The sequence below is a fragment of the Streptomyces sp. NPDC053367 genome (genome assembly GCF_044545925.1).
Lineage (GTDB): Bacteria > Actinomycetota > Actinomycetes > Streptomycetales > Streptomycetaceae > Streptomyces.
Genome location: NZ_JBITYN010000013.1, coordinates 167,591 through 181,821 on the forward strand (window position 1 = coordinate 167,591; position 14,231 = coordinate 181,821).

The following is a 14,231-nucleotide window of genomic DNA, read 5'->3' on the forward strand; positions in this document are numbered from 1 at the left end:
CGTACGGTCGGCGTCACCAGCACATGACGGCGGTCTCGCCGGGACCCCAGCCCGAGTACAGACGGGCCCGTACGACGTAGCGGCGCCCCTTGACCAGCCGGGATCTGATCGTGGCGTTGCGCGGGGTGCCGCCGTCGTCGTCGCCGGCGAGATAGCGGGGCTCCCCGTCCCGCTCCTCGAACAGCACGACGACGGTGTCGCAGTCGCCGAACGCGGCGACCGTGTACTCGCGGGTCTCGGCCGGCTCGACGGTGAAGTCCGCCTGCTCGCCGGGGCCGAGGCGCAGCGGCGCGGAACGGAACGGCACCAGCGCGGGCGGACGCGGCGCGGCCGGCGGCGGGTACCAGCGCAGCGCGAACTCCTTGTCCAGCGCCGACAGCGTGCCGGGCGGATGGAGTCCGCCGCGGAACTCCTCCGGTTCCAGGATCAGGCCCGGCGGGAACGGAAACTCCATGATCGACTGCGGGTCCCACACCGCGCGGTTGACCTCGGCGGGGCTCAGCTTGCGCAGGATGTTGACGTGCGTGGTCTCCCGGCTCCAGAAGTTCGGCGGACCCGACAGCTCGTCGTAGACGGCCTCGTCGTCCCAGTGGATGCCGGCGCACGGGCTCTGGTGCTCGTGCAGCATGCCCAGGGCGTGCCCGATCTGGTGCAGGGCCGTGGCATGCTCGCCGGGCGCGGTCAGGTCCCAGCCGAAGTTCATCGTGCGGTCGTTGATGCCGACGCGCAGCGCGTCCTTGCCGACCGACGACCAGGAGCCGTCGCCGAGCTGGAACCCGATGCGCAGCTCCGCCTCGGAACGGTCGGGGACCTCCACGAAGGACAGCCCGATCCCGAGGTCGTGCCACTCGCGGAACGCGGCGCGCACGACGTCCCGCTGCTCCCGCGGGCCGGCCCACGGCACCCGCCGGGTCTCCGTGGAACCGGGCAGGTGGATGACCGAGGCGTCGTCGCCGTCGAAGAAGTGGTAGTGCAGGACCGTGCCGTTGACCCACATCGGCCGGCCGCCGATGAGCGCGCTCAGCCGTTCGGCGGCCAGCCCCGGGGCGAAGGCGGGGGCCGGCGCCTGCGCGAGCGAGCAGTAGCGTCCGGTCATGGCAGCAGCCTGCCGTCCGGCCCCGCCGGGCGCCTGAGTCGGGGTCTGCTCAAGTCGCCCTGTATCAGGGCTGAGTACCCCGGCTCCCGATACCGTGACGACTCTCCAGACGGTGCCGCCCGCCGACCCCGCCCCGGCCAAGTCCCCGGACACCACCTGGCCGTTCACCGGCCGCGAGGAGGAACTGGAGCAGGTCCGGCGGTCGTCGGCGGCGAGCCGGCGGGGCATCGTGGTGACCGGCCCGGCCGGATACGGCAAGACCGCACTGGTCGAGGAGGCCGTCCGGGGCGCCGGCCACACCCGGGTCGCCGGCACCCCCGGGACCCGCGACACGCCGTTCGCCGCGTTCGCCCACCTGCTCCCCGAGACCGTGACCCTGCACCGCGCGCTGCGCCTGCTGTCCGGTGTACGGCTGCTCGTCGTCGACGACGCCCATCTCCTCGACGACGCCTCCGCCGCACTGGTCCACCAGCTCGCCCTGCACGCCCGCACCCGCCTGATCGTCGTCGCCACCGACGGCATGGCCGCCCCCGGCGCGGTGCGACGGCTGTGGACCGGCGAGCTGCTGCCCCGGCTGACGCTGGGACCGCTGCCCCGCGAGGACACCGACCGGCTCGTCACCGCCGCCGCGGGAGGCCCCGTCGAGCCCCTCACCGCGCGCCGGCTGCACCGCCTGTGCGGCGGCGACCTGCGGCTGCTGCGCGACCTGCTGGACGCCGTCCGCGAGCGGGGCCCGCTCGTGCCCGACCCGGACACCGGGGAGCACGCCTGGCACGGCCCGCTCCCGCTGACCGCCACCGTCCGCGAGCGCGCCGCGACCGTCCTGGACCGCGCCGACCCCGCCGAACGCGAGACACTCGACCGGCTGGCCTTCGCCGGACCCCTGCCGCTCGACGCCGCCGACTGCGACCTGAGCGTCCTGGAACGCCTGGAGTCCGACGGCCTCGTCGTCGTCACCGACCACCCGCGCAGCCCGGACGCCGTCCGCCTCGCCCACCCCCTGCACGGCCCCGCGCTGCGCGCCGCCGCCGGCCGACTGCGCGCCCGCCGCCTCTCCGCCACGTCCGAGGAGACCGGCCTCGCGCTCAGGACCGAGGCGGCCGCACTGGAACGGCGCGTCGAGCAGGCCGACGTACGGGACCTGCCGACACCGGCGGGGGACTGGCTCACCGAGTCCGGCACCCCGGTGCCCGCGTCCTACGCGGCCGTACGCGCCCGCTTCTCGCGCCTGCGCGGCGAACTGCGCGAGGCCGCGTCCTGGTCCCGCCAGGGCCTGCGGCACAGCCCGGGCGACGGGGCGTGCCTGCTCGAACTCGCCCTGAGCACCGCCCAGTCGGGCGAGGCGGCCGGCACCGGCACCGGGTGGCCGGCCGGCCCGGGCACCGGCCGTCCACCGTCCGCCGCGGCCGCCTGGCTCGCCGCGGCACGAGGCGACCTCGACGGCGCGCGCGCCGCGCTCGACGGGGACCGGCCCTACGACGCCGTACGACTGGGTGCGCCGGAGCGGGCGCTCGGAAGGCTGCCCGCCGGGGGAGTGCTAGCGGCGCACGCCGAGGCGCTGGTCCGGGCGGACGGGGCCGCGCTGGACCGGGTGGCCGAGGCGCTGCGCGAGCGGGGGTTCCTGCTGTTCGCGGCCGAGGCGCACGCCCAGGCGGCCCGCGCGCACCGGGACCCGCTCGCGGCGCGCACCTCGCGCACCCGGGCCGCCGCCCTGGCCCGCCGCTGCCAGGGCGCCCGTACCCCGGCCCTGACCGGGCTGGTGCTCGGCGAACTCACCGCGCGGCAGCGGCAGATCGTCACCCTGGCGGCGGCGGGACTGAGCAACCGGCAGATCGCCGAACGCCTCACCCTGTCCGTGCGCACGGTCGGCAACCACCTCTACGGCGCCTACGCCCGCCTCGGCGGCGACCGCCGGACCCTGCCCTGTCCGTCCGCCTGACCCGCGCCCGGTTCACGCCGCGCCGAACGCCGTGAACGCCCAGCCCGTCGCCTGGTGCACCGCGTCGTCCGGGACGGCGGCGCGGGCGTCGCGCAGCGCCTCGGCCAGCGACAGCCCGGCGGCGAGGCCCTTGTGCAGGGCCAGCATCAGCGGCACCACGGCCTCGTCGTTGACGGGCGCGCTGCACGCGACCACGCCCGCGGTGCCCAGCGGCAGCAACGCCGTGACCAGGCCGAGGAGTTCGTCGGCGCCGACGGACGCGAAGCGCGCGGTGTCGCAGCAGGACAGGATGATCCGGTACGGGCTGCGGTCCAGGCGCTCGAAGTCATGGACGACGATCGGCCCGTCGGCCATCCGCAGCGAGGAGAACAGCGGACTGTCCACCCGGAACGCCCCGTGCGCGGCGATGTGCGCGAGCGCCGCCCCGTCCAGCTCCTGAAGCACCCGCGGCACCCGCGCCTCGTCGTCCTCCAGCACGGTCGGGGCGCCGTAGCGGCCCACCAGTTCGGGCACCTCCGCGCCACCCGTGGCCAGCCCAGGACCGCGCACCAGGACATACCCGCCACCCGGCGGCGGCGCGGTCTCATGGGCGCGCAGCCAGCTGGTCGCCGACGGCGACACGCTGAGCACCCGGTCCCGCAGCGACGGCAGCAGCGCCCACGGCACCCGGTGCAGCCGCCCCGGCGGGACCACCACGACCGGACCGCCGCCCAGATGCGCGGCCGCCGGACCCAGCAGCAGCTCCTCCAAGCGCCGCCCCATGGCCTCCACCACCGGCAGCCGCCCCTCCGCCCCGGGATGCGCGAGCCGCCGCAGCCCGGCCTGCACATGCTCGGCCTCCACCTCGGCCTGCGCCAGCGGCCCCGCCTCGAAGCGGCGCACCCGCCCCCCGCCGCACAGCAGCACATGCACCCGGCCGTCCACCACCGCCAGCTCCAGCAGCCTGCTCCCGCCGAGCGCCGCCAGCAGCCGGGCCGTGTCGAACCGGTGCCCGTCGCCGGGCGCGTCACCGCGGATGTGCAGGGTCCGGGAACGGATCTCCCGCTCCAGGCGCCGCTGTTCACGCTCCAGCGCCGGAACCGGACGGCCCTCCATCCGGGCGGCGTCCGCGCGCGCCGCGATCTCCCGGAAGGCGGTCAGCCCGCTCTGCAGCGCCGGGTCGGCGGGCGGCCGGGTCGGCGGCGCCGACAGGGCGGTCGCCCGCCACCGCTCGCTCCACTCCAGCAGCCTGCGCGCCCCGCCCGCCGCCAGCGAGGCCCGCTGCGCCAACGCCGCGAGTTCCGCGCCCTGTTCGGACGCGCGGGCCCTGAGCTCCGAGGCGCCCAGCGTCATCCGGTGGTCGTCGAGCACGGCCAGACCGCGCCGGCACGCCTCCAGCACACCCCGCCCCGACCCGGCCGCCTGCGCGCGCAGCGCCTGCGCCGCCCAGCCGGTGATCCGCGCCAGCGGCGGCCCGGCGTGCCTGCTGCGCGCGGCCACCGCCAAGTGCCGCTCCGCGTCCGCCCGCCAGCCGAGCGCCAGCGCGATCCGGCCCGCGAGCAGCGACGCCTCCGGCGCGGCCGGCGCCCCGAAGGACGCCAGCCGCTCGGCGACCGCGGCCGCGTCCGCCACCAGCCGGCCCGACCGCCGCCCGGCCGCCACCCGCGCCTCGATCAGCACCAGCCGGGCGTGCGTCTCCCACCAGGTGCGCCGCTGCCCGGCGAACAGCCGCACCGCCAGCGCCGCGCGGGCTATCGCCGTGTGCGGGTCACCGGCCAGCCGTGCCGCGCGGGCCGCGGCGAGCAGCAGCTCCGCCTTGCGGGTGGACTGGCCGCCGATGCCGTCCAGCGCCGCGATCGCCGCGTCCGCCTCCGCGAGCGCCTCCGGCGCGAGGCCCGCCGCCATCAGCACCTCGCAGCGGCGGATGTTCAGCATGAACGTCGGCGTGCCCAGCGCCGCGTACCGGCCCTCGGCCTCGTCGAGCAGCCGCAGCGCCGCCGGGATGTCCCCGGCACGGAACGCAGCCAGCCCCCGGCTCTCCACCGCGTCCGCCTTGTCGTGCTCCTGCCCGGTGGTGTCCCACAGCGCCTCCGCCGCCGTGAAGTCCGCCTCCGCCCGGTCCACCGAGCCCAGCGCCAGATGCACCGTCGCCCGCAGCGTCAGCGCCCGCGCCGTCCAGATCGTGTCGTCCGCCTGCCGCAGCACCGGGATCGCCCGCCGTACGTCGTCCAGCGCCTGCCGGTGCTGGCCCAGCACCCACCAGGCGTACGCCCTGCGGTACAGCACCCGCGCCCGCGTGTGCCCGCTGCCGCGCAGCACGCCCCGCTCGAACGCGGCGAGCCCTTGCCGAGTGCGCCCCGCGTGCACCAACGCGACCCCCAGCGTGCCCAGCACGTCGGCCTCCCGCTCGGCCGAGTCCGCGCGCGCTGCGCAGTCCCGGGCCCGGCGCAGATGGTGCAGCGCGAGCCGCAGATCGCCGAAGTCCCGCTGCCAGATGCCGATCACCTGATGGGCCACGGAGGCGTGCAGGGGCGACGCGTCGGACTCCAGCACGCCGCGGGCCCGCGCCAGCGCCTCGCTCGGGGCGGCGAACACCATCGGCAGCAGTTCCAGCACCGAGTCGCTTCCCGCTGTCACGCAACGGATGCTAGTCGCCACGGAACCGCACCACACCGGTCAGGGTCTGTATCAGGCAACGGACCCGCGGCTCTGTTTGACGACCGTTGCCCCACCGGGAGGACCCCGCCATGGCACCACAGCGATTCCACGAGCAGTTCGACCAGATCCAGCGCTCGCTGCCGGACGTCCCCCTGGCCCTGGGACCCGACGACTCCGCCGAGTTCATCTACGAGAAGGGCGTCGTCCTCGCCCGCGACGGCGAGGAGGCCCGTATCGTCGAGGACGTCGTGCGCGCCCACTTCACCGAGCACCCCGCGCTGACCGCCGACACCGTGCGCCGCGCGAGCCGGCAGACCAACCGCTCCGGCATCACCCGCATCCGGGTCGGCGACCCCGGCCAGGGCGTACGGGGCGCGGACCAGGAGGTCGCCGCCGCCATGCGCGCCGTGCGGCAGGCCGAGGGCCGCGCCGGGCGCCGGCTGGTCAGCCGCAACCACGTCGTCTCCATCGCGGTCAACGCCTGCCCCGGCGACGAACCCGTGCCCGTCCCGCGCACCGAGACCCCCAACCCCGCTCTGGACAGCGGGCCTTACGACCCCGAGACCGCGGTCGGCGTCCTCGTCGTCGACACCGGGCTGATGCACGACTACCGCTCCTACCCGCCCCTCGCGCACACCGAGGGCGACGCCCAGCTCAGAGAGACCGACGACCAGGGCGTCCTCCAGCAGTACGTCGGCCACGGCACCTTCATAGCCGGGCTCGTCGCCGCCGTCGCCCCCAACACCGAGATCACGGTGAGCAACGCCCTCACCGACGCGGGCGCGATCCTGGAGTCCGACTTCGGCGAGAAGCTCTTCGAGGCCGTCGACCGCGGCGGCTGGCCCGACATCCTCAGCCTCTCCGCCGGCACCTCCAACGGCCGCCTCGACGGACTGCTCGGCGTCGAGAACTTCATGCTCGAACTCACATCGCACCGCACGTTGTTGGTCGCCTGCGCCGGCAACAACGCCAGCGCCACGCCCTTCTGGCCCGCCGCCTACGCCGGCCTGCCCGACTTCGAGGACTGCGTGCTCTCCGTCGGAGCGCTGCGCGGCGACGGCGAGTTCGGCGCCTGCTTCTCCAACCACGGTTCCTGGGTGCGCGCGTACGCCCCCGGCGAGCGCCTCACCGGCCCCCTCACCGGCTTCACCACGCCCGTGCCGTACGTCTACCAGCACTCCACCTACGACGCCTGCCGCTACGGCTTCACCTACACCTGCACCTGCCAGGCCCCCGGCCACACCGGTGTGCTGACCGAGGAGCAGAACGGCGGCTCCGGCAAGGCCGACCAGGTCATGTTCGAGGGCTTCGCCAACTGGAGCGGCACCTCCTTCGCCGCCCCGGTCGCCGCCGGGATGATCGCCGCCCACATGACCGCTCACAAGGAGACCGACCCGCGCGCCGCCCGCCGGCAACTCCTCGCCGCCAACACCGAGTTCGCCGAGGTGCGCGGGGCGCACGTGCCGGCGCTGCGGCCGGCCGGCTGGCGCCCCGTGCCGGTCACCGCCTCATGATGGGCACCGACGTACGAACACGGATCGGAACATCCCCCTCCACGGCGTACGATGACATGCCGTACACGAGGGGTGGGACCGTGGACCGTGCAGAAGTCGGCGCGCTCGTCCAGTCGGCCGTCGACGGTGACGCGGCGGCCTGGAAAGCGCTGGTGGAAGGGCTGAGCCCACTGGTGTGGTCGGTGGTGCGCGCCCACCGGCTGTCCGACGCCGACGCGCACGAGGTCTACCAGACGGTGTGGTTCCGCTTCGCCCAGCATCTGGGCCGGCTGCGCGAACCCGACAAGGCGGGGTCCTGGCTCGCCAGCACCGCACGGCACGAGAGCCTGAAGGTCATCAAGAGCCTCAAGCGGCTCACACCCACCGACGACCCGCAGCTGCTGGACCGGGTCAGCGAGGACCGTACGCCCGAGCAGTCCGTCCTCGACTCCGAGGAGGCGGCCGCCGAGACCGAGCGGATCCGCTGCATGTGGCAGGAGTTCGAGGCGCTCGGCGACCGCTGCCGGCAGCTGCTGCGGGTGCTGATGGCCTCGCCGCCGCCGACCTACCAGGAGGTGTCCGCGGCCCTCGGGATCGCCGTGGGCTCCATCGGACCGCTGCGCCAGCGCTGTCTGCGGCGGCTGCGCGCCCGAATCGACGCACGGGGAGCGCTGTGAACGAGATGGACGAGCCCGGCCTGCACGACGAGGCCCTGGGCGAGGAGCCGTTCGACACCGGCCTGCTGGAGGAGGAGCTGCGGCGCGCCGCGGCCGTCCTCGACCCGGTGCCGGCCGAACTGCGGCGCCTGGCGGTGGAGGCGTTCGTGCTGCACGACCTCGACGCCCGGATCGCCGAGCTGACCTTCGACTCGCTGGTCGACGGCATCCCGGTGCGGGGGGCGGCCGACCCGCCGCGGATGCTGACCTTCCGCGCGGGCGAGCTGACCGTGGACGTGGAGGTGAGCGAGGAGGGCCTGATGGGGCAGGTGCTGCCGCCCCAGCCGGCCGGCGTCGAGGTGCTCGGCGGAGCGCACCCGGCCGCGCCGACCGCGCTCGCCGCCGACGACATGGGCCGTTTCACGAGCGCACTGACCCCGTCGGGACCGTTCGCGCTGCGGTTGCGGGCCGGCGGGCAGGTGGTCGTCACCGAGTGGCTGCGCGCCTGACGCTACGGGGCGCGGCAGGCTGCGCGGTCCCCTGACCGCCGTCCTGTTCGGCCCGGCCCCTTGATCCGCGGGGACCGCGAGCCGCAGCGGGGACAGGCGGTCCGGCGGAGTGCGGGCGGCCAAGGCGCGGGGAGGGGCAGGGTGCGGGGAGGGGCAGGGTGCGGGGACGGGCAGGGCGCGGGGCAGAGCAGGGCGCGGGGACGAGCAGCTCCGGGAGTGCTCCGGCCTGATCAGCCCTTCGGTACGGCGTCCACCAGGTCGGCCAGCGCCTGCGCGAGCGCGCCGAGCCCGGCTGTGGCGGGCCCGCCCGGCTCGGTCATGTAGGTGTCCCGCCGGATCTCCACCATCAGCGCGGCAACCCGCGGATCACGGCCGTAGAACTCCAGCGGCACGTACGTGCCCGCGAAGGGGCTGTCCAGGCCCGTCTCCCCGATCCGCGAGAACGCCTCGCGGGCGGCGCCGAGCAGCTCGGGCGGCGTGTGGAAGGAGTCGGTGCCGAGGCACACCGGCGGCCGGGGTCCGCTGCCGTGCAGCTCGTAGGGCAGCGCCTCGGTCGGGTACGAGTGCACGTCGATGACCACGGCCCGCCCGGTCGCCGCCAGCCGGTCGGCCACCGCCTCGCCCATGGCGCGCGCGTACGGCCGGAAGTACCGCTCGATCAGCGGCTGGGGATCCCCGTCCCCCTCCCGCAGCACGTCCTTGTGCGTGGTCCGCGTGTACACGGCCCCCATCCCCACCGCGAGCATCTCCTCCCGCTCGTCGGGGAACCGCTCCGGGTCGACGACGAGCCGCGACAGCCCGTTCACGAACCGCCAGGGCGTGACCCCGGCCAGCGCGGCGGCCTCGGCGGCGATCTCGGCCGTGTGCGAGTCGGTGATGTGGTCCAGCTCCCGCTCCAGCGCCTCGTCGTCGAGCACGATCCCGGCCCGCGCCGCGGCGGGTATCTCCCGCGAGGAGTGCGGCACATGCAGGATCACGGGCGAGTCGTCGGCACCGGACACGAGGGCGAAGGACATCACGGTCTCCCTGGAAAGGGCGGAAGCTTGTGTGATCAAGGTGCCATACGGGTCTGACAACGGCTCCGCCCCGGCCGGGCACGATGGCCGGCCGGGGCGGAGTCACGCGGACCCGGGAGAGCGTCAGCTCAGGGAGGCGAGGGCCTCGTTCCAGGTGGCCGAGGGGCGCATGACCGCGGCGGCCTTGGCCGGGTCGGGCTGGTAGTAGCCACCGATGTCGACCGGGTTGCCCTGGACGGCGATCAGCTCGTCGACGATCTTCTGCTCGTTGGCGGCGAGGGTCTCCGCCAGCGGCGCGAACGCCTTCGCCAGGTCGGCGTCGTCGGTCTGCTGCGCCAGCTCCTGCGCCCAGTACAGGGACAGGTAGAAGTGGCTGCCGCGGTTGTCGATGCCGCCGACGCGACGGGTCGGGGACTTGTCCTCGTTGAGGAAGGTCGCCGTGGCGCGGTCCAGGGTGTCGGCGAGGACCTTGGCCTTGGTGTTGCCGGTGGCCGTCGCGTACTGCTCCAGGGACGGTACCAGCGCGAAGAACTCACCGAGGGAGTCCCAGCGCAGGTAGTTCTCCTTGACCAGCTGCTGGACGTGCTTCGGCGCGGAACCGCCGGCGCCCGTCTCGAACAGGCCGCCGCCCGCCATCAGCGGGACGACCGACAGCATCTTGGCGCTGGTGCCCAGCTCCAGGATCGGGAACAGGTCGGTCAGGTAGTCGCGCAGGACGTTGCCGGTCACCGAGATGGTGTTCTCGCCGCGGCGGATGCGCTCCACCGACAGCTTGGTGGCCTCGACCGGGGCCAGGATGCGGATGTCCAGGCCCTCGGTGTCGTGCTCCGGCAGGTACTGCTTGACCTTGGCGATCAGCTGCGCGTCGTGGGCGCGGGTCTCGTCCAGCCAGAACACCGCCGGGTCACCGGTGGCGCGGGCGCGGGTCACGGCCAGCTTGACCCAGTCGCGGATCGGGTCGTCCTTGGTCTGGCAGGCGCGGAAGATGTCGCCCTCGGCGACCGGCTGCTCGATCAGGACGTTGCCGGCCTGGTCGACCAGGCGGACGGTGCCGGCCTTGGCGATCTCGAAGGTCTTGTCGTGGGAGCCGTACTCCTCGGCCTTCTGCGCCATCAGGCCGACGTTCGGGACCGAGCCCATGGTCGACGGGTCGTAGGCGCCGTTGGCGCGGCAGTCGTCGATCACGGCCTGGTAGACGCCCGCGTAGGAGGAGTCCGGCAGGACCGCGAGGGTGTCGGCCTCCTGGCCGTCCGGGCCCCACATGTGGCCGGAGGTGCGGATCATGGCCGGCATCGAGGCGTCGACGATGACGTCGGACGGCACGTGCAGGTTGGTGATGCCCTTGTCGGAGTCGACCATGGCCAGCGCGGGGCCCTCGGCGAGCTCGGCGTCGAAGGACGCCTTGATCTCGGCGCCGTTCTCCAGCGCGTCGAGGCCCTTGAGGATGCCGCCCAGGCCGTCGTTCGGGGACAGGCCGGCGGCGGCCAGCGCCTCGCCGTACTGCGCGAACGTCTTCGGGAAGAAGGCACGTACGACGTGGCCGAAGACGATCGGGTCGGAGACCTTCATCATCGTGGCCTTCAGGTGCACGGAGAACAGCACGCCCTCCGCCTTGGCGCGGGCGACCTGCGCGGCGAGGAACTCGCGGAGCTGGGCGGCGCGCATCACGGAGGCGTCGACGACCTCACCGGCGAGCACCGGCACCGAGTCGCGCAGCACCGTGGTGGAGCCGTCCTCGGCCACCAGCTCGATCCGCAGCGAGCCGTCCTCGGAGACCACCGTGGACTTCTCGGTGGAGCGGAAGTCGTTCTCGCCCATGGTCGCCACGTTGGTCTTGGAGTCCGCCGACCAGGCGCCCATGCGGTGCGGGTGGGTCTTGGCGTAGTTCTTCACCGAGGCGGGGGCGCGGCGGTCGGAGTTGCCCTCGCGCAGGACCGGGTTCACGGCCGAGCCCTTGATCTTGTCGTAGCGGGCCTTGATCTCCCGCTCCTCGTCCGTCTTCGGGTCGTCCGGGTAGTTCGGCAGCGCGTAGCCCTGCGCCTGCAGCTCGGCGACCGCGGCCTTGAGCTGCGGGATGGAGGCCGAGATGTTCGGCAGCTTGATGATGTTGGCCGCGGGCGTCTTGGCCAGCTCGCCCAGCTCCGACAGCGCGTCCGGGATGCGCTGGTCCTCGCTCAGGTACTCCGGGAACACCGCGATGATGCGCCCGGCCAGCGAGATGTCCCGGGTCTCCACAGAGACACCCGCCTGCGAGGCGTAGGCCTGGACCACCGGCAGGAAGGAATACGTCGCCAGGGCCGGGGCCTCGTCAGTGTGCGTATAGATGATGGTCGAGTCAGTCACCGGGTGCTCCGCTCCACGTCTGCAACATTGCTCGACATCAAGATATCTCGTGATCGCCCCCGCCTCGACAGGGGTCCGCCCGGACGCGCGTGTGGATCATCCGCCCCCGCGACCCGGAATCGCCTCCGGCGCGGGCGGCTTGGCGGATGCTTCGGGTGCGCGGCGTGGGCCGCTGCCTGGGTTGCCGGGTCTCCGGGTCTGGTCGTGTTCGCGGGTTGCCGGGTCTCCGGGTCTGGCCGTGTTCGCGGGTTGCCGGGTCTCTGGGTCTGGCCGTGTTCGCGGGTTGCCGGGTCTCTGGGTCTGGCCGTGTTCGCGGGTTGCCGGGTCTCCGGGTCTGGCCGTGTTCGCGGGCCGTCCGGCTTTTCGGGCCCGGTCGTGTTCGCGGGTCGTCCGGGTTTCCGGCGCGGGCCAGTCGTTGGGCCACCGGGTCTCCCGGCCCGGTCGTGTTCGCGGATGGCCTGGGCTTTGGTGCGGCCCCGTCCGTGGACCGTCCGGGTTTCCGGCACCGCCGCGACCGTGGCGGCCGGGGCTCGGGGCCCCGCGCGGGTCCGTGGAAGGTCCGGCTTTCCGGCGCGCCGTCTGTGGATAACCGGGTCTCCCGCCCCACACCCCGGTCCTTGGGCCACCGGGTCTCCCGGGCCCCGCCCCGGTCCGCGGCTCACCGGGACTCCGGTCCCGCGCCCCGGTTCGTGGACCACCGCGACCCAACCCCCGCGCCCCGGTCCACGGATCACCGGGACTTCGGCCTGCCCCCCGTCTACAGATCATCACCGCGACCCCGGCCCCCATCCACAGTTCACCGGGTCTCCGACCGCGCCCCCACCACGCGGCATCCAGCTCTCCGTCCCGGTCCGCGTGTGGATCATCCGGGTCACGAGGCAACCGAACGGGGTGATCTCGCACTCATGGCAGGTGATCGTCATCTCATCCGACGACGGCCGGAACCGACCAGCCGGCCGCCCGAGCGAAAGCCGACCATGAGATATCGCAGCAGACTGACCGCCCCGGCCGCCCTCCTCGGGACCGCCGCGGCCCTGAGCGCCGGTGTCCCGGCGTACGCGGCCACGGGGGGACCGACCGCCAAGCGTCCTGTGCGCAGCCCCTCCCCGGGCCCCGAGACGCTCGGCGACCCCGTCTACCCGAGCCTCGGCAACGACGGCTACCGGGTCAGCGCCTACCACCTCGACCTGGCCTGGGACGCCGGCAGCCGGATCGTCACCGGCACGGCGACCGTGATGATCACGACCACCCGGGAGCTGAACCGCCTCTCCCTCGACGCCCTCGGCCTCGACATACGGTCCGTCCGGGTCAACAACATCCCCGCGACCCACGCCCAGTCGGGCGAGAAGCTGCGGATCACCCCGGCCACGCCGCTCGCGGCCAACACGGCCGCGCGGGTCACCGTGCTGTACTCGGCCGACCCGCGGCGGGCGCTCGCCCACACCGCCTGGGTGCCCACCCCGGACGGGTTCGCGGTGTGCCCGCAGCCGAACTCGGCGCACACCGTCTTCCCCTGCAACGACCACCCGGCGGACAAGGCGGACTTCAGCTGCCGCATCACCGTCCCCGCCGGTCTGCGCGGAGTCGCCAGCGGCACGCTCGTCAGCACCGAGACCCTCGCCGACGGCCGCAAGGCGTACTACTACCGCTCCGCCTCGCCCATCGCGACCGAGGTGGTGCAGATCACCGTCGGCGACTACGTCGTCAAGGAGCGGCCCGGCCCGCACGGGCTGCCCCTGCGTGACGTCGTCCCCACCGCGCGGGCCGCCGCCCTGGAGCCCGCGCTCGCCCTCACGCCGAAGCTGGTGGAGTGGGTCGAGGCACGCCTGGGCGCCTTCCCGTTCGAGGCGTACGGGCTGCTGCCCTGCAACTCCGACGACCCGGCGGCGTTCGACTTCACCGGCCTGGAGACGCAGACCCTCACCCTGTACAAGCCGAACTTCCTCCTGCAGGAGGAGAAGAAGATCGGCTCGCACATGATGCACGAGCTGGTCCACTCCTACTTCGGCAACAGCGTTTCCCCGGCCACCTGGGCGGACCTGTGGCTGAACGAGGGCCACGCCGACTACTACGGGCTGCTCTACCGCTACGAGCGCGGCTGGCCGGACTCCCTCGGCCTGACCACGCTGGAGGCGCGGATGAAGCACACGTACGCGCTCGGCGACCAGTGGCGGGCCCAGTCGGGGCCGGTGGCCTCGCCGACCGCGGCCAACCTGTTCGACAGCCAGCGCTACCTGGGCGGCGTGCTCGTGCTGTACGCGCTGCGGCAGCGGGTCGGGCAGGGCGTGTTCGACGCGATCGAGCGCGCCTTCCTCGCCCGCCACCGCAACTCGGCCGCGTCCACGAAGGACTTCATCGCGGTCGCCTCCCAGACGGCGGGCGAGGACCTGTCCGGCTTCCTCACCGAGTGGCTCTACGGCACCAGGACGCCGCGGATGCCCGGCCACCCGGACTGGACGGTCACTCCGGTGAGCTCGTCGTTCGCCGCCCCGCCCAGCCGCAGCGCCCAGCCCCACGACAACTCCGCGACGCTGTAAGGCGT

The 14,231-nt window shown here is 74.2% G+C and carries 9 protein-coding genes; 5 read left to right on the forward strand and 4 right to left on the reverse strand.

Features of this window, described 5'->3' with window-relative positions; all coding sequences use genetic code 11:
• Positions 1-13: 13 nt before the first annotated feature.
• Complete coding sequence (locus ACIGXJ_RS32340; RefSeq protein WP_399652982.1) at positions 14-1,096, reverse strand: M12 family metallopeptidase; 1,083 nt, start codon at positions 1,094-1,096, stop codon at positions 14-16.
• 94 nt (positions 1,097-1,190) lie between these two features.
• Between ACIGXJ_RS32340 and ACIGXJ_RS32345 the strand changes: the two genes are divergently transcribed.
• Entirely contained in the window at positions 1,191-3,035 is a 1,845-nt protein-coding gene (locus tag ACIGXJ_RS32345; protein ID WP_399652985.1) for a LuxR C-terminal-related transcriptional regulator, read from the forward strand.
• Between the two features lie 12 nt (positions 3,036-3,047).
• Here the strand turns inward: ACIGXJ_RS32345 and ACIGXJ_RS32350 are convergent, their stop codons facing one another.
• Entirely contained in the window at positions 3,048-5,612 is a 2,565-nt protein-coding gene (locus ACIGXJ_RS32350; protein ID WP_399653312.1) for a CHAT domain-containing protein, read from the reverse strand.
• Between the two features lie 149 nt (positions 5,613-5,761).
• On the opposite strand from ACIGXJ_RS32350, the gene ACIGXJ_RS32355 reads away from it, so the two are divergent.
• From ACIGXJ_RS32355 to ACIGXJ_RS32365, 3 genes are read left to right on the forward strand one after another with little or no spacing between them, the layout of a single operon-like run.
• Positions 5,762-7,186, forward strand: coding sequence for a S8/S53 family peptidase (locus ACIGXJ_RS32355; RefSeq protein WP_399652988.1), 1,425 nt, complete (start codon positions 5,762-5,764; stop codon positions 7,184-7,186).
• A 56-nt stretch (positions 7,187-7,242) separates the two neighbouring features.
• Positions 7,243-7,842: an RNA polymerase sigma factor gene (locus ACIGXJ_RS32360; protein WP_399652991.1), complete on the forward strand. Its 600-nt coding sequence runs from the start codon at positions 7,243-7,245 to the stop codon at positions 7,840-7,842.
• Between the two features lie 5 nt (positions 7,843-7,847).
• Entirely contained in the window at positions 7,848-8,330 is a 483-nt protein-coding gene (locus ACIGXJ_RS32365; RefSeq protein ID WP_399653314.1) for a hypothetical protein, read from the forward strand.
• 230 nt (positions 8,331-8,560) lie between these two features.
• Here ACIGXJ_RS32365 and ACIGXJ_RS32370 read toward each other — a convergent pair whose 3' ends face one another.
• A complete protein-coding gene (locus ACIGXJ_RS32370; protein ID WP_399652994.1) occupies positions 8,561-9,346 on the reverse strand; it encodes an N-formylglutamate amidohydrolase in 786 nt (261 codons plus the stop codon).
• A gap of 123 nt (positions 9,347-9,469) precedes the next feature.
• Positions 9,470-11,689: an NADP-dependent isocitrate dehydrogenase gene (locus ACIGXJ_RS32375; RefSeq protein ID WP_399652996.1), complete on the reverse strand. Its 2,220-nt coding sequence runs from the start codon at positions 11,687-11,689 to the stop codon at positions 9,470-9,472.
• Between the two features lie 977 nt (positions 11,690-12,666).
• Here ACIGXJ_RS32375 and ACIGXJ_RS32380 point away from each other — a divergent pair.
• Positions 12,667-14,226, forward strand: a complete 1,560-nt coding sequence (locus ACIGXJ_RS32380) for a M1 family metallopeptidase (RefSeq protein ID WP_399652999.1) — start codon at positions 12,667-12,669, stop codon at positions 14,224-14,226.
• The last annotated feature ends 5 nt before the right edge of the window (positions 14,227-14,231 follow it).